The sequence below is a fragment of the Achromobacter sp. GW823-FHT04E03 genome (genome assembly GCF_058796095.1).
Genome location: NZ_JBXAIJ010000001.1, coordinates 1,151,829 through 1,169,341 on the forward strand (window position 1 = coordinate 1,151,829; position 17,513 = coordinate 1,169,341).

Annotated in this window: 8 protein-coding genes; 4 read left to right on the forward strand and 4 right to left on the reverse strand. The window is 66.3% G+C overall.

Going from position 1 to position 17,513, the window contains the following annotated elements:
- Positions 1-12: 12 nt before the first annotated feature.
- Positions 13-1,944, forward strand: coding sequence for an acyl-CoA synthetase (locus AC1RHV_RS05355; protein ID WP_054456401.1), 1,932 nt, complete (start codon positions 13-15; stop codon positions 1,942-1,944).
- Positions 1,945-1,988: 44 nt separating this feature from the next.
- The gene (locus tag AC1RHV_RS05360; RefSeq protein WP_054456400.1) at positions 1,989-2,972 is read left to right on the forward strand and encodes a tripartite tricarboxylate transporter substrate binding protein; all 984 of its coding nucleotides are present in this window, start codon (positions 1,989-1,991) and stop codon (positions 2,970-2,972) included.
- Between the two features lie 17 nt (positions 2,973-2,989).
- On the opposite strand, the gene AC1RHV_RS05365 is transcribed toward AC1RHV_RS05360, so the two are convergent.
- Positions 2,990-3,604 carry an ABC transporter ATP-binding protein gene (locus tag AC1RHV_RS05365; protein ID WP_054456399.1) on the reverse strand — a complete coding sequence of 205 codons (615 nt, stop codon included), beginning with the start codon at positions 3,602-3,604 and terminating at the stop codon, positions 2,990-2,992.
- 311 nt (positions 3,605-3,915) lie between these two features.
- Between AC1RHV_RS05365 and AC1RHV_RS05370 the strand changes: the two genes are divergently transcribed.
- Positions 3,916-11,463, forward strand: a complete 7,548-nt coding sequence (locus AC1RHV_RS05370) for an autotransporter-associated beta strand repeat-containing protein (RefSeq protein WP_492299966.1) — start codon at positions 3,916-3,918, stop codon at positions 11,461-11,463.
- Positions 11,464-11,547: 84 nt separating this feature from the next.
- On the opposite strand, the gene AC1RHV_RS05375 is transcribed toward AC1RHV_RS05370, so the two are convergent.
- The gene (locus AC1RHV_RS05375; protein ID WP_492299968.1) at positions 11,548-14,625 is read right to left on the reverse strand and encodes an autotransporter family protein; all 3,078 of its coding nucleotides are present in this window, start codon (positions 14,623-14,625) and stop codon (positions 11,548-11,550) included.
- A gap of 303 nt (positions 14,626-14,928) precedes the next feature.
- Positions 14,929-15,525 (reverse strand): short chain dehydrogenase, encoded by a 597-nt coding sequence (locus tag AC1RHV_RS05380; RefSeq protein WP_175213537.1) that lies wholly within the window; start codon positions 15,523-15,525, stop codon positions 14,929-14,931.
- A gap of 130 nt (positions 15,526-15,655) precedes the next feature.
- On the opposite strand from AC1RHV_RS05380, the gene AC1RHV_RS05385 reads away from it, so the two are divergent.
- The gene (locus AC1RHV_RS05385; protein WP_119451399.1) at positions 15,656-16,546 is read left to right on the forward strand and encodes a LysR family transcriptional regulator; all 891 of its coding nucleotides are present in this window, start codon (positions 15,656-15,658) and stop codon (positions 16,544-16,546) included.
- A gap of 43 nt (positions 16,547-16,589) precedes the next feature.
- On the opposite strand, the gene gcvA is transcribed toward AC1RHV_RS05385, so the two are convergent.
- Positions 16,590-17,507, reverse strand: coding sequence for a transcriptional regulator GcvA (gene gcvA / locus AC1RHV_RS05390; RefSeq protein ID WP_119451398.1), 918 nt, complete (start codon positions 17,505-17,507; stop codon positions 16,590-16,592).
- Between the last annotated feature and the right edge of the window lie 6 nt (positions 17,508-17,513).

Here is a 17,513-nt window from a genome sequence, read left to right on the forward strand (position 1 = left end):
AGGACCACGCCCATGACCCAGGTCCATGCCGCCCCGCCCCTCTCGCCGCCTTTTGCGGCCCCATTCCCCGTGCGCAGCGCGGCGGACGTGCAGCGGCTGCAAGCCCGGCCGCTGACCGAGACGCTCACGGTGCAGAGCACCTACGAGATCTTCCGCAACTCGGCCGCGGCTTTCGGCGACAAGACCGCGCTGACCTTTCTGCGCAGCGCCGATCCCGGCGACACGCCGGTGCGCTGGAGCTACCGCGAACTGCTGGCCGGCATCCACCAGACCGCCAACCTGCTGCATGAACTGGGCGTGGGCCCGGGCGACGCCGTCGGCATCCTGCTGCCCGGCTGCCTGGAGTACCACCTGGCGCTCTGGGGCGGCGAGGCCGCCGGCATCGTCCAGCCCTTGAATCCCCTGCTGGCCGAGGACAAGCTCGCCTCCCTCATGACCACGGCGCGCGCCAAGGTACTGATCGCCTACGGGTCCGACGTGGAATGCGGCTCCTGGTCCAAGGCGCTGCGCCTGCGCGAACGCGTGCCCACGTTGCACACGCTGCTGCGCGTGGCGCCGTTGGACGAGCCGGCCTCGGCCCGCCCGGCGCTGCCGGATCATGCGCTGGACTTCAACGCCGCGCGCGCCGTGCAGCCGGTCGACCGCCTGGTCAGCAACCGGGAAATCCACGCCGGCGACGTGGCCGCCTATTTCCATACCGGCGGTACCACCGGCGCGCCCAAGCTCGCCATCCACACCCACGCCAACCAGGTCTTCAGCGCCTGGGCCGCGGTGCAATTGCAGAACGCCGGACCGGACGACGTGGTCATCAACGGCTATCCGCTGTTCCATGTGGCGGGCGTGTTGCCGGCATCGCTGGCCGCCCTGTCGGCGGGCGTGGAAACCGTCATCCCCACCACCCTGCTGCTGCGCAACCGCGACGTGCTGCGCAACTACTGGCGCCTGGTCGAACACCACCGCGCCACCTCGCTGCAAGGCGTGCCGACCATCCTCGCCGCGTTGGCCGAAGTGCCGCTGGCCGGCGCCGACATCTCGTCGTTGCGCTATTGCCGCACCGGCGCCGCGCCCCTGCCCGCCGAGCTGGCCGCTCGCTTCAAACGGCTGTTCGGACTGCACGTCAACGAAAGCCTGGGCATGACGGAGATGGCGGGCATCTCCACCATCTCGCCGCCAGGCTGCGAGTTTCCGGTCGGCTGCGTCGGCTTTCCGCTGCCCTACGTGCAGGTGCGCATCGTCGGCCTGGACGTGCCGGCCGGCGCTCCCGCGCGCGACCTCCCCGCAGGCAAGCCCGGCATGGTGCTGTTCAAGGCGCCCAACGTCATCCCCGGCTTTCTTGATTCCGAAGACACGGCGCGCGCTTTCACCGAGGACGGCTGGCTCATCAGCGGCGACGTCGGCTACCTGGACCCGGACGGCCGGCTGCATCTGCAGGGCCGCGCCAAGGACCTGATCATCCGCAGCGGCCACAACATCGATCCCAAGACCATCGAGGACGCACTCGCCTCGCACCCGTCGGTGCAGCTCTGCGCCGCCGTCGGCGCCCCCGACGCCTATGCCGGCGAACTGCCCATCGCCTTTGTCACGCTGGCCGAAGGCGCCCAGGTCCCGGAAGCCGAACTGCTGGCCTATGCCGCCGAACACGTGGACGAAAGCCCGGCGCGGCCCAAGCGCGTCATCGTGCTGGACAGCATGCCCATGACCAACGTGGGCAAGATCTACAAGCCCGACCTGCGCCGCCTGGCCACCGCGGTATCGGCCCAGGCCGTGGTGGCGCGCACCTTGCAGGAAGCCGGCCTGATCGACGACGGCGCGCTGTTCCGCGTACAGGCCGACGCTCAACCCGAGGTCGCAGTCCAGGCCGACGCCCGCGCGTCCGCAGCGCTAAAGGCCAGCCTGCGCGACGCGCTGGCCCGCTTACCGGTCAAGGTCGCCCTGCGCGACTGAGCAGTCCCCTTCCCACACACAACAACACCCCAGGAGACAAACCCATGACCCATAAGCCCCTGCGGCGCGCCTGCCTCGGCGCCGCGCTGCTCTCGATGGCCGGCATTGCATTGCCCTTCGCCGCCGGCGCGCAAGGCGCCTATCCGTCCAAGCCCATCACGCTGATCGTGCCCTTCCCGGCTGGCGGCTCCACCGACCGTCACCTGCGCACCGTGGCGCAGGACGCCTCCAAGTACCTGGGCCAGCCCGTTATCGTCGAAAACCGGCCCGGCGCCGGCGGCACCCTGGGCCCGGCGACCATGGCCAAGACCGCCAAGCCCGATGGCTACACCATCACGCTGTACACCCTGGCCATGCTGCGCATGCCGTACATGCAGAAAAGCAGCTGGGACCCCATCAACGATTTCACCTTCATCCTGGGCCTGTCCGGCTACACCTTCGGCTTCACCGTCCGCTCCGACTCGCCGTACAAGACCTTCAACGAATACATCGAGGCGGCGCGCAAGGCGCCCGGCACCATCGACTATGGCTCCACCGGCATCGGTTCGTCGCCGCACCTGCTGATCGAGGAAGTCGCCATCAACGCCAAGGTGAAACTGAACCACGTGCCGTTCAAGGGCAACGCCGACATGCAACAGGCCCTGCTGGGCGGTCACGTCATGGCGCAAAGCGACGCCACCGGCTGGGACCAGTTCGTGGATTCCGGCAAGATGCGCCTGCTGGTCACCTTCGGCGAAAAGCGCACCACGCGCTGGCCCGACGTGCCCACCGCCCAGGAACTGGGCTACAAGGTCGTGTCCACCTCGCCCTATGGCCTGGCCGGCCCCAAGGGCATGGATCCCGCGGTGGTGAAGACGCTGCACGACGCCTTCAAGAAGGCGCTGTTCGACCCCGCCAGCATGGACGTCATGAAGCAGCTGAACCAGGAGCCCGCCTACCGCAACAGCCAGGACTACAAGGAATGGGCGCAGGCCACCTACGTCAAGGAAAAAGGCTTGATCGAGTACCTGGGCTTGATGGCGAAGTAATAATGGCGGCGCCGCCTTCAGCGCAGCGCCGCAACCTCGATTGATCTGGCGCCGCAGGCTTCTACCAGTTCAGGATCGTGGCTGGCGAACAGCACCACCCGATCCTGCGCCCAGATCTTGAACTGTTCTGCCAGCACGCCGCGCGCCTGCGCATCCAGGCCGTTGCTGGCCCCATCCGCAATGATGACGGCCGGGTCGCCCAGGGCGGCGGCCGTCAGGTAGACCTTGCGCCGCGTGCCCGTGGACATCTGCTCGAAGCGCTTGTCCAGATGCGGCTCCAGCCCCAGCCGGAACGCCAGGTCCAGCACGCTGTCGGCCAGCGGCACATTCTTCTCTGCCGCCACCTGTTCCAACAATCCGCGCCCCGTCTGTGCGGGCAACGCCATGCAATTGTCGGGCACATAGGCCAGGCGGGACCGGGCTTGCGCCGGCGCCTGGCTCAGCGCATGTCCGTCGATCCAGACCTCTCCCGCATCCGGCGCGATCACGCCCGCAATGATGCCCAGCAGCGTGGACTTGCCGGTGCTGTCTTCTTCGCACAACGCCACGCATCCGGGCGTGAACGTATGGGTCAGCCCCTGGAAGACGAGATGGTCGCCGTAGCGCTTGCCGAGATTGTCGATTCGTAGCATGGCCGGGAGTGTACGCAGGAATGCAGCGCTCGACCAGCGGCGCCTCAGCGTGGCTTCAACGCAGCAAATATGAACCGAATTCAGATTTTTCCGCATTGACGATGTGGTGATCCGCATTTTTGCCGTACATTACTTGGCGTAAATAAATGTTAATTTTCAGCAGAAAATTTCGACTTTTGTAGCGGTTGCCTCGCCCGTTCATGCTATCGGCTCGATGAGCGACCTACCACCAAGACGCATTTAGTTTCATTTAAATCAATACAACATCCAATTTTGCCGGCCCGGCATCGGCGCCGGCATAGAAGAGATCAATGAATCACGTCTATCGAGTAGTCTTCAACGCCGCCGCTGGCGTATGGCAAGCCGTCAGTGAAATCGCCCGCGGGCCGGCCAAGAGCAGCAGCCCTGCCCGGCGCCTGCGCCGCAACGGCGCGCAGTTGGCGGGCGCGCTGGGCATTGCGCTGGTTGCCACGGGCGCGCATGCGGTTCCCGTCAACCCGCAACTGTATTGGGACGGCGGCCACTCCGTGGCGAACGGCTCGGTGGATGGCGCCGCCGGCATCTGGGACTACACCAACACCAACTGGACGTCCGCCGACGGTTCGTCGAATCAATCCTGGAACGACAGCAACGCGGTGTTCTCGGGCACCGCCGGCACGGTGGCGGTTGGCGGCCAGCACAGCATCACGGGCCTGGAGTTCAAGAGCGACGGCTACAAGCTGGTGGGCGGAGCCAATGGTCAGCTGAATGCCAGCGGCGTTGCCGTGATTCGGGTCAATCCCAACGTGACCGCAACCTTGGGCGTCGCCATAGGCGGCAGCGGCACCCTGCACAAGCAAGACAGCGGCACGCTGGTACTCAACGGCAACAGCACCTATGCCGGCGGCACGATAATCGAGGCCGGCCGTCTGGAGGTCGGCAGCAATACCGCGCTGGGCAGCGGCGCCCTGACGGCGCTCAACAACACGGTGCTCGACGCCAATAACAAGGTGGCCCTCGACAACAACGTGAATCTGTTTGGCAGCGTGGAGATAGGCGGAAGCGCCGACCTGACGCTGAACGGCGTCGTTTACGGCCCAGGCTCGCTGATCAAGAACGGCGCCGCCAACCTGACCTTGAACGGGGCCAACACCTATCTGTCGGGTACCACGCTGAACGCCGGCACGCTGACGGTGGGCAACGATCAGGCTTTGGGTCTCGGCAACTTGACCGTGGGCGGCGCTTCCACCCTGACGGCAAGCAACACGGTAACGCTAGGCAACGCCATCGCCCTCAATGCGAATCTGACGGTTGCCGGCGACAATGACCTGACCTTGAATTCCCAGATTTCGGGCGCCGGCCAATTGGTCAAGACTGGCAACGGTACGCTCAGCCTCAACGCCATCAATACCGCCCACACTGGCGGCATCGCCCTCAGTGGCGGTACCTTGGCGTTCAACAACAATGAAGCCCTCGGGAGCGGCGCGCTGGTCGCCAATGGCACGGCCACGCTGAAGAACACCCAGCCCACGAGCCTGCAGAACGCCGTCCGCGTCAACGGCAACCTGACCATGGAGCTCCAGGAGCAGCTGACCTTGGCGGGCCAGCTGAGCGGCAGCGGCAAGCTGATCAAGACTGGCGCGGCCGAATTGTTCCTGTTTGGCAACAACCCATCATTTGCCGGCGACCTCGAAATCCATCAAGGTTACGTCACGACAGCCGGCGGTAATGGCCTGGGCGCTCCTGCCAGCGTGAAGCTGGCCGCGGGCACCACGCTGAGCCTCAATGATCCCGTCGTCCGGATTGGCGCCCTGAGCGGCAGCGGCACTACCGACATCAGCTGGTCCACCGTGTTGCAGGTGGGCGGCACCAACGCCAGCAGCGCATATGCCGGCATGCTGAGCGGCCTGGGTTCGCTGGAAAAGACGGGCGCAGGCACGCTGGAACTCACGGGCACAAGCGCCCTGAACAACAACGTCACCGTCACGGCCGGCACCCTGAAGGTCAGCGGCACCCTGAGCAGCCCCGCTGTCATCGTCCGGACCGGAGGCACCGTGAGCGGCGGCGGCTTCATCAATAGCCAGCTGAACATCGACAGCTTTGGCCATCTGGCCGGAACCAGTGGCAGTACGCTGACCGCCAGCGCACTGGTCCTGGCCCAGAACTCAAACGTCGATGTGGCGCTGGGTTCCTCGTCTACCGGAAACACCCCGCTCTTCAATGTCATGGGCAACCTGACGCTGGCCGGAAAGTTGAATATTTCCGATGCTGGCAACCTCGGCGACGGTGTGTATCGCTTGTTCAATTACGGTGGCGGTCTTACCAACAACGGCATCGACGTCGACACGAGCAGAGTGGGCGGTATCGGCGGAATGACCGTACAGACAGCCACCGCCAATCAGGTCAACCTTTTCGTCCAATCGAATTTGCCGGTGCAGGCCTGGGACGGCTCGCGCTTGGTCGCTGACGGCTCGATCGACGGTGGCAACGGCACGTGGAATGCCGCCAACAGCAATTGGACCAGTGCCGACGGCACGATTAACCAAAGCTGGCTCAACAAGTTCGCTGTGTTCATGGGCGACCCCGGCACCGTCACGGTGGAAGGCACGCACGAAATCGGCGGCATGCAGTTCATGATCGATGGCTACCACCTCGTCGCTGGCAACAACGCGGAGCTGCGGGCCAACAACGGAACCAGGGGCCAGTTCGCCGTAAGGGTTGATCCCAACGTTACCGCGACCATCAATGTTCCTATTAGCGGGCTGAACACCCTACGCAAGCTGGACCTCGGCACGCTGGTGCTGAACGGCGCCAACAGCCACGCCGCCACCCTGCTGGAGGGCGGCACCCTGGTACTCGGCAACGATGCCGCGTTGGGGCAGGGGCCGCTGGCCGCGTACGGCGACACCACGCTGGACAACAACCAGGCGCTCACGCTGACCAACCAGATCTTCGCCCAAGGCCAGTTGAACCTGGGTGGCAGCAATGACTTGACCCTGAACGGCGACATCGCCGGCAACAGCGGCGGCCTGAACAAGAACGGCAGCGGCACCTTGACCCTGGGCGGCAACAACTCCTTCGGCGGCACGATGGCGCTGAACGGCGGCAAGCTGGTGCTGGCCTCCAGCAATCCGCTGGGCAACAGCACCCTGACCGCCGCCTCCGGCATGCAGCTGGACAACAGCGTGGCATTGAGCCTGAGCAACACCATCAACCTGGCTGGCGACCTGAACCTCGTCGGCAACCAGGACCTCACGTTGGGCGGCCTGGTCAACGGCCTCGGTGGCCTGACCAAGCGCGGCACGGGCAAGCTGACCTTGAACGGCGCCAACTCTTTCCAGGGCGGCGTCAACCTGACGGGCGGCAACCTGGCCGTGGGCCACGACGCAGCGCTCGGCGAGGGCACGCTGACCGTGCGCAACGCGGGAACCCTGGAAGCCAGCCGCGCGGTGACCCTGGCCAACAACGTGCAACTGAGCGCCTCCCTGGCGCTGGACGGCAGCAATGATTTCACCCTGAACGGGGTGATCAATGGTTCCACCGAGCTGGTCAAGAACGGCGCCGGCCGACTCACCCTCAATGGCGAAAACCGCCATAGCGGGGGCACCACGGTCAATGCCGGCGACTTGAGCCTGGGCAATGCCGCGGCGCTGGGCACCGGCATGCTGACCGTCACGGGCAACACGCAACTGGATACGGCGGGCCCGATGCGCCTGGGCAATACCGTCAATGTCGACGGCGCGCTCACGGTGGCGGGCAACAACAGCCTGATCCTGGATGGACAGCTCAACGGCAACGGCACGCTGCGCAAGACCGGTGCGAACGACCTCTCGCTTACCGGCAGCGCCAACACCTTCAGCGGCATGATCGATCTGCAGGGCGGCAGCTTGACCACCGCGGGCAACAACGCGCTGGGCCAGAATGCCACCGCGAACGTGGCAGCCGGCGCCAATCTGTTCATCACCAATCTGGCTCGTCTGGCCAGCCTGAACGGCAATGGCACCGTGACGGTCTCGAACGGGAACAACCTGACCATCGGGGCCAATGGGGCCAATAGCAACTTCGGCGGCCAGCTCAACGGCAGGGGCTTGTTGACCAAAAGCGGCACGGGATCGCTGGTTCTTTCCGGCAACAACACGCTTACCGGCCAGACCTCGGTCAGCGCCGGCAGCCTGTGGGTAGACGGCTCGCTCGCCAGCACGAATGTGATGGTGTACAGCGGCGCTGCCCTGGGTGGAACCGGCAGCATCGCCGGCAACGTGACGGTCATGGGTGACGCCGCCCTGAAATTGACGGACGGCTACACCCTGTCGGTTGGCGGCCTGCAACTGGGCACCAACTCGATCGTCAACGCCAGCCTCGGCGCCCCCGCCCTCGGCGGCGGCACCGCCTTGGTGGACGTGACCGGCAACCTGACCCTGGGCGGCACGCTCAATATCAGCGACGCCGGCGGCTTCGGCACCGGCGTGTACCGCCTCATGAACTATGGCGGCAGCCTGAACGACACCGGCATGCGCTTCGGCAACGTTCCCGGCAGCGTGCAGCCCTCAGACTTGCAGCTGCAGACTGCCGTAAGCAATCAAGTCAACCTGCTGGTTACTGCACCGAACATCACCGTGCAGTTTTGGGATGGCGCGAACCAATTCGGCAACGGTTCCATCGATGGGGGCACCGGTGTCTGGGGGCTAGGCGCCAAGAACTGGACCAATGTCGACGGCACCGATAATCGTACCTGGGCTGGCGGTTTCGCAGTGTTCCAGGGAACCGCAGGAGTGGTGCAAGTCCTCGGCAAGGCGAACATCACCGGCATGCAGTTCCTGACCGATGGCTATCAAATTGCGCCCCTCGACCGGCTTAGCGGATTGGACTTGGTCGATGGTGACCAGGGCAATGCCTCGATCCGCGTAGACCCGGGCGTGACGGCGACGATCGATGCGCGCCTGAACGGCAGCAGCACACTAGGCAAGTACGATTCGGGAACCTTGGTGCTCAACGGCGCCAACGGCTACACCGGCGGCACGGCGCTCAACGGCGGCACGCTGGTGCTGGGCAACGACAAGGCCCTGGGCAACGGCCTGCTGACCGCCGCCAACGGCACCACGCTGGACAGCAACACGGCAGTCACCGTGCGCAACAAGGTCGCGCTGAACGGCGCGCTGACGATCGCCGGTTCCAACGCCATGGACCTGAACGGCACCGTCGGCGGCGCTGGCGGCCTGATCAAGAACGGCGCGGCCAACCTGACCCTCAGCGGCGTCAACAGCTACGCCGGCGGCACCCTCCTGAACGCTGGCGGCCTGATCGTCGGCAACGGCGCCGCGCTCGGTTCCGGCACGCTGACGGTAGGCGGCGCGGCCACGCTGGACAACACTCAGGCGCTGGCGCTGGCGAACAACATTGCCCTGAACGCCGGCCTTGCCGTGCAAGGCAGCCACGACCTGACGCTCGACGGCAACATCTCGGGCACGGGCAGCCTGACCAAGAACGGCGCCAGCACGCTGACGCTCAACGGCACCAACAGCTATACCGGCGGCACCTACGTCAACAACGGCACGGTAGTGTTGGGCGTGGGCAGCAGCCTCGCCGCCACCGGCATCGTGACCGTCGCCAACGGCGCGACCTTCGACCTGTCGGCAGGCCAAGGCGCCCAGGTGTTCGGCACCCTGGCGGGCGCCGGCAACATCAAGATGGGAACCAACACCCTGCTGGCGGGCGGTTCGGCCGACGGCATCTTCAGCGGCTCGGTCATCGGCACAGGCACCCTGGTCAAGCAGGGCTCGGGCACGCAGACCCTGACTGGCGCCAACAGCTATACCGGCGGCACGCTGGTCGCGGACGGCACGCTGCGCGCGGGCTCCACCACAGCACTGGTCCAAGGCACCGGCTATCAGGTGCTGTCGGGCGCCACGCTGGACCTCAACGGCAACGCGCTGCAAGCCAGCAGCCTGAGCGGCGCCGGCACCGTGGCGCTGGGCGCGGGAACCCTGACCGTCAATTCCGCGGCTGGCAGTACGTCCTACTACTCGGGCATCGTCGTGGGCAGCGGCGGCCTGGTCAAGACCGGCGCCGGCGCGCTGGCGCTGACCGGCGGCAGCGCCTTCTCGGGCGGCGTGCAGCTCAAGCAGGGCAGCATCGGCCTGGGCCACTCCCTGGGCCTGGGCACTGGCATGCTGTCCATGGACGACGGCACTGTCATCAACCTGATTGCCAACGGCCTGACCATCGTCAACAACCTGCACATGACGGGCACCAACGACCCGGTCATCGACACCGGCGCCAACACGGCCACCTGGGCCGGCGCCATCACCGGCGGCGGCTTCCTTACCAAGCAAGGTAGCGGCGTCCTGACCCTGACCAGCGCGGGCAACAACTACACCGGCGCGACCGATGTCGCGCAGGGCACGCTCAAGGCTGGCGCCGCCAATACATTCAGCAGCGCCTCGGCCCACACCGTGGCCAGCGGCGCGGTGCTGGACCTGGCGGGCTACAGCCAGACCGTGGCCAGCCTGAACAACAGCGGCGCGGTCAATCTCGGCGGCAGCACGCCGGGCGCCGTGCTCAAGGTCACCGGCCCCTACGTCGGCAACAACGGCAAGCTGGGCGTTTCCACCGTGCTGGGCGCGGATGGTAGCGCCACCGACAAGCTGCTGTTGAGCGGCGCCGGCGCCATCGCCAGCGGCAGCACCAGCGTGCAGATCACCAATGCCGGCGGCCTGGGCGCACAGACGGGCAGCCAGGGCATCCAGGTCATCGCCACCGAAAACGGCGCCAGCCTGCAGCCCGGCAGCTTCACCTTGGCCGGCGGCCATGTCGATGCCGGCGCCTACGAGTACCGCCTGACCCAGACGGCGCAAGGCGCCGCGCTGCACTCGACCAACACGCAGGTGAACCCCGGCCCCGGCGTCACCCCGGCCCCCGCCTATCGTGAAGAAGTGCCGCTGCTGTCGTCCCTGCCCGCGCAACTGCGCCAAGCCGACATGGCGATGCTGGGCGACATGCGCAAGCGCATGGGCGATGAAGCCGCCCAAGGCGCCATCGACCTGGACCCCAGCCATCGCGCCTGGGCCCGCGTGCTGCGCACGGCTCCCACCATCACCCAGCAAGGCACGGTCAACCCCGAGAGCAGCGGCCATCTGACCGGCTTCCAGGCCGGCGTGGACGTGTACGCCAGCCGCAATCTCAGGGCCGGCCTGTACGTCGGCCAGCTGGACGGCGACATGGGCGTGCGCGGCTTCTCCAGCGGCATGGAGCGCAAGTACGCGGGCTACAACAACCTGCGTGGTCGCTACGTGGGCCTCTATGGCACCTGGCAGCACGACTCCGGCCTGTACGCCGACGCCGTGATCCAGGGCGCCGACTACCGCAGCAGCCTGCGCACGGCCGACACCGGCGCCGGCGCCACCACCAAGGGCCACGGCTGGCTGGCCTCGCTGGAAGTGGGCAAGCCCTTTGACCTGGGCAGCAGCTGGCAGTTGGAGCCGCAGGCGCAAATCATCTACCGCAAGCTCAATCTGGACGACACCACGCTGAGCCTGGCCAAGGTGAAGAACGATGCGGACGATGACTGGACCCTGCGTCTGGGCGCCCGCGTCAAGGGCAGCTACAGCATCGGCGGCACCGTGCTGCAGCCCTTTGCCCGCGTCAATCTGTACAAGGCCAGCAATACCACCGACGTGGCAAGCTTCAGCGCCCCGGCCGGCACCACCGACATCCGCGCCAAGGGCGGCTACACGTCGACCGAGTTCGCGGTGGGCGCCATGCTGCAGCTGACCAAGAACACCAGCCTCTACGGCGACATTGGCAAGCTGTGGGCCAACAGCGGCGACAGCCGCGTCAAGACCGGCGCACAGGGCTCTGTCGGGTTGAAGGTGCTCTGGTAAGCCTTATGAGCTGGGCCGGGTAGCCGGCCCCTGGCATGCATGACCAAAGCCCGCAGCGGTCTAGCCGCCGCGGGCTTTTCACATCTACCAGGTGTACTTCACACCTATCCTTGCCGCGTACTGGTGGTAGTCCTGCGCTCCCCATGACCCGGCGACATTGGTCCAGCCCGTCCAGCCCTTGTTGAAGTCGGCATGCACGCCGAGCTTCAACTCATAGCGGTCTTTCGGATAGAGGTCGCCCACCGGCAATTGATTGAACGACACGGAGCTGCCAGTGCTGCTGTGCCACCAGTTCAGCGTCGCGAACGGCTGCGCCTTGCGGCCATTGCCCAGGTCGAAGGTGGTGTGCGTGCGCACGCCCAGGCGCGTGATGGTGCCGTGGGAATCCGCGCTGCCCACCCGGGTGCCGTTGGATTCCGTCAGGCTGTCCGTGTCCGAGCTGACGTAGATGATCTGGGCCTGGGGTTCCAGTATCCAGTCGCCGCGCAGCTTGAAGGCGTAGCCGGTCTCGGCCGACACGGCCCATGCGCGGGAATCGTAGTCCACGCGCGGCAGCTCCTCGCCCGTCACCCGGTTGTTGTACCAACCGTACTGGAACCAGGTATCCACATAGGCGCCGAGCTTACTCTCGTCGTTCTGGAACCAGGTGCCATACACGCCGGCGCTATAGCCTTGCACCCTGCCCTTGGCCTTGTAGGGGTTGCCCTCGGCCCGGGCCGTGCTGTCGGCGCTGCCATAGCCCAGCATCAACCCCAGGTGCAGCCGGTCGGTCTCCGAGAACAGCTTCCATTGCGCCACGTCGCCGCCGCCTTGCAGCAAGAACATGTCGGTGCTGACGTCGAAGTTGCCGTCGCGGCTATGCGAGCCCTCCCACCTGCCCACGGCGCGCAGCCAGAGCGCCCGGCGCTTGCTGTCCTCGGTTTGAAACTGCTGGCCCTCGATGAATTGCGGCTCGCCCAGGCGGTCGTGCATGCTCTGCACGAACATCTGCCCAACCAGTCGCTGATTCGCGAGATAGGCGGCGACTTCAGGACGGTACAGCGGCTCCGGATCGGGAGTGGGCGGCGTTGGCGGCGCCGGTGGGACAGGCGGCACCGGAGGCTCGGGAGGCGGCGGCGGAGGAGGCGGAGGAGGAGGCGGCGGATCCGGCTCCTTCTCGGATCGCAGATACCAGCTCTGATCGGCCGGTGCGCTTGCCGAACCTTGGTACAGCCGATACTCGTAGGGACCGGCCACCACCCGGCCCGAAAGCGCAAATGCGCCCGCTCCGGAGATACCGCCATTGACGACCTCGACCACCTGTATCCCGCTGGCCGTCGTCAAGGCGCCCGGCCCGCCCGTGTTCTTGATGCGCAATTGCGAAGCGCCGCTGGCGCTGCCGCCGTTGATGACCAGCTTGTCCGAGGGCGAGCTGTCGTCGCCCAGATAGGTGTTCAGCGCGATGGTGCCGTCGCCGCTGTAGTTACGCACCGTCAGCGTCTTGTACGCGCCCGCCTGCGGCGGCGTGAAGTCGATCAGGCTGGGATCGTTGACTAGGTTGGTGATGGTCGAGTTGCCGGTCAGCGTCCAGGTCGAATCCACCAAGGTCACGTTCGAGATGCTGCCGGCCTCGGTGACCGCCGCTCCCGTCAAGGTAGAATTGCGCGCCGTCACGTTGGCCGTGGCCGGAGAGCCCGCCTGCGCGCCGGCAACGTTGATGCCGCCCGGATTGCCGGCATCCGGCGCCAGGCTCGGGTCTATGCCATGCAACGTACGGGTCCTGCTTCCAAGCAAGGTTCCAGAGCTGGCGACATGCAGCCAGTTGGTCGCGCCCTGGACCGTGGTGCCGTCGAGCTGGATGTTCGCCGTGCCCCCGTCGACGCCTATGGCAGTCCCGGTCGCGCTCGCGATGCTGCCGCCATTGATGGTCGCAGCTTGCGTGCCCGTGTCGCTGGTCAGCAGGAGACCGATCGAGCGTGCGCCGCTGACGCCGATGGCGCTGCCCGTCGCCGCGACGCTCGACGCGCCCGCCACCACCACGCCATGGGCCTCGGTCCCGGACGTCTGCACCGAGCCGTCATCGAACACCACGCTGCTGGCCGCGCCTTGCGCCAGGATGCCGAAACCGCCCTGCCCGCTGGTCACGACCGTGTTGCGCGCTGCCTGGAAGACGGTCGCCGGCTGCCCGCTGACCGTATACGCATACAGGCCCACCGCGTCCGTGCCGCGGGTCTCGGTCCTCAGGTCGGACAGTTCCGCGCGTGAGCCGTCTATGCCTATCACCCCGTAGGCGTCCGCGCCCTCGGTAAGGATGTTCGCCGTGGAGCCGCCCTGCGGGGCTACCACCAGATGGTTGGTCGGGCTGACGTAGCGGCGCAGGAACATGCCGCTGCTGTCCCGGCCCGTGGTGTGGATGTCGGTGGTGCCCTGCATCACCGCCTCGCCCACGCCCAGCATGTAGAAGCCGTCGGCGGTCTGCCCGGTGGTGCTGACGCGCAGCGTCGAGCCTGGCGCTGACGTGTAGCGGCGTACGACCGAGTCCGGATAGGTCAGGCTGTAGCCCAGTTCAACCCCACGCCCATATGTCCCGCCCGTGGTCTGCACATCCAGAACGCCGCCGGCATCCAGCGTAATGGCGGTGTTGTTGCTCGTCATCACGCCCTTGGGCCAGGGATTGCCGCCGGCCGGCGCGGTCTCGATCTTCAGCGTCGCGCCATTGCCGATCTGAAGCTGGCTCATGGTGCCGAATGGCGTATGGCCCAGATTCACACCCTGAAAGCCGCGTATCGTCACGTTGGAACCCGGCGCCAGCGAGAACGTCGCCTGCGAATTCGTGGTGGACTGCAATCCCAGGCCGGTGGTGGTCACTGTCGTGATGGTGACGTTGGTGCCGGTCTGGAAATTGATGTTGGTCGCCGCGCCATTGGTGGCGAAAACGCCCAGATCGACATTGCCGATGGCGATGTTGCCAGGGCCGAAGTTCAACGTGGCGTTGCCGACCCGAATGGCCGAACTCGATCCCGTACCTGTCACGCTGTCGCCGCCATTCAGGGTGAACGTCGTGCCTGAGGGTACGATGAATGGCGCGTAATTGACGCTCCAGGCGCTGCTGGCGGCCAGCGACATGGCCACGCCCAGCGAGCGGGCGAACAGGGGTATGGAGGGACTTGCGTGGTGTGCCATCTGATTCGTCTCCGTGTAGCCGTCCGGGCGGTGGGCCGGGACGCGCTCAAACCAGACCCCGGAGTGCCGGGGGTAACGACGATAGACTTTCGGTACCTACGCCAAACGCCCTAATCCGGGCGTGCAATGCGTGTAAATATTCGCATCAAATTCACGGATAATCACTTTGTTCTGCATAATTCGCAGACAGGTGTGCCATTTTGGCAACGCGCTGAGGGCGCTCCGCGACCAGATCGGAGAGCGCCACATCCAGGCAACAACAGGACGCACAAGGCCGTGCCGGCCTTTGCCCGCCGCGGGAAATCACCACACCCGGAACACCTGCCCCGTCTGCGCGCCTTCCACGCTGCGGCTGTAGGCCAGCGCGACGCGGCTGGCGGGCGCCGATTCAAAGCCCTGGAAGTACGGACCATAGGCATCCAGCGATTCCGTCAGGACCGTGGGGCTGACCGAGTTGATGCGCACGCCGCGCAGCTCCACCGCCGCGCCGCGCACGAAGCCATCGATGGCCGAGTTCACCGCCGACGCGTTGGCGCCGTAGCGGATCGGTTCATCGGTCAGGATGCCGCTGGTGAGCGTGATGGAACCGCCTTCGTTGACGTAATGCTGGCCGATCAGCGCCAGATCCACCTGCCCCAGCAGCTTGTCGTGCAGACCGATCTTGAACTGCTCCGCCGTCATTTCGGCCAGAGGGCCGAAATGCAAGCTGCCCGTGGTGGAGACGATGGCATCCACCTTGCCCACGCGCTCGAACAAGGCGCGGATGCTGCCGCTCTGGGTCACGTCGACCTGATGCTCGCCGCGCGTCTTGCCCACTGCAATGACGTCGTGGCGCTGGCCCAGTTCTTGGGCGACCGCGCGGCCGATGGTGCCGGTGGCGCCGATCAGGATGATTTTCATGGAAACTCCGATTCGTATGTTGTGGGATGCGCCCGCGATATCGCCAGCGCTTGTGCCCATTCTGGCCAAGGGCGCGTCCCGGAAAAATCCTAAAATGGTGGGTTCACTTCACACTCAGGGTGCGTAATCCATGGACCGCCTGCTCAGCATGGAAGTCTTCGTGGCGGTCGTCGAACTGGGCAGCCTGACCGCGGCGGCGGCTCGCCACGAGATGTCGCCCGCCATGGCGGCCAAGCACATCAAGGGCCTGGAGGCGCGGCTGGGCCTGAGGCTCATGAACCGCACCACGCGCCGCCAAAGCCTGACGGAAGCCGGCCAGGCCTATTTCGCGCGCTGCAAGGTGATCCTGTCGGACATCCGCGATGCCGAGCAAGGCGCCGAAGCCATGCGCGCCGCGCCGCGAGGCCATCTGCGCATCACCTCGACCGTGACCTTCGGCTCGTTCGCGCTGGCCCCCGCCATCGCCGACTACCTGTCCGAGTACCCGGACGTCAGCGTGGACCTGACCTTGAGCGACGCCGTCGAGGACGTGGTGGCCTCGCGCTACGACCTGGCGGTGCGCATCGGCGAACCCGCCGATTCCAGCCTGGTCGCGCGCAAGATCGGGCGCTATCAGATGATCATCTGCGCGGCGCCGGCCTATCTGCAACGCCATGGCACGCCCGAAACCGCGAGCGACCTGGCGCGCCATCAATGCCTGGATTTTTCCTACTGGAACCGCCGCACCGGCTGGCGCCTGAACTCGGAGGATGGCGGCGCGGCCTACCCCGCCGGCCGCTTCGTGTCCAACAACGGCCAGGCGCTCAGGCAGGCGGCGCTGGCCGGATTCGGCATCGTGCTGCAGCCGGAACTGTTGCTGGCCGAAGATGTGCGGGCCGGCCGGCTGGTCCCGATCCTGGAGTCCGCCTGGCCCGTGGCCCGGCCGATCACGCTGCTGTATCCCAAGGACCGCAAGGCCTTGCCCAAGCTCACGACCTTCGTGGAATTCATGGTGCAGAGATTCACCCGCGCCGCAAGGTAAGCGCGGCGGGCGTCGCGCAAGGTCCGCCGGGCTCCGAACCCGGCTACCGACAGGCAGCGGCCTCGTCGAACAGCCAGTCTCGGAAGGCGGCCAATCGGGGCAACTCGCGCGCCTGGGGCCGATAAACAACGTAGTAGGCCAACGCGGAGGGAACCGCCAGCTGCGGAAACAGGCGCACCAGGCGGCCGGCAACCAGATCATCATGCGCCATCACGCTGCGGGCCAGCGCCACGCCATGGCCATCGATAGCCGCCTGCAGCACCGCGGCGGAATTGTTGATCTTCATGCCGCGGGCGGTGGATACGCCTTGTACGCCGACTTTCTCCAGCCACATGGCCCAGGTCGGAAATCCCGTCTGCGCGTCCATCGAAAGATCATGGATCAAGGTCTCGCCCGCCAGCTCGGCCGGACGCTTCGCCGCCTTGCGCCGTCGCAGCAGTTCCGGGGAACAGACCGGGTAGACCTCTTCGTCCATCAGCTTTTCCGCCGCCAGGCCGGGCCAGACGCCAGCGCCATAGCGCACGCCGATATCGATCTGCTGGGCCGCGAAATCCACGGGCTTGAGGTTGGTGTCCAGACGCACGTCGGTATCGGGCCAGGCATGCTGGAAGCGCTCGATCCGAGGCAACAGCCACTTGGCGGCGAAAGCCGGACTCACGGCCACGGTGAGCATGCCGCTCAAGGAACCTTCCTTCAAGCGCTCCAGGCCCAGCGCCAGCTTGCCGAGCCCCGCCTGTATCTCCGGCAACGCGCGTTCAGCTGCTGCCGTGGGGACCAGCCGCGCCTTGCCGCTGGCGCCGCGATGGAACAGCGGCGCGCCCAGCCATTGCTCCAGCGCGCGCACGAGCTGGCCCACCGCAGCAGGAGTCACGTGCAGCTCGGCCGCAGCTGCCGAAAAGCTTTGATGGCGCGCACTGGCCTCGAAGGCGCGCAGCGCGTTGAGATGCGCAAGAGACTTCATGGCGAT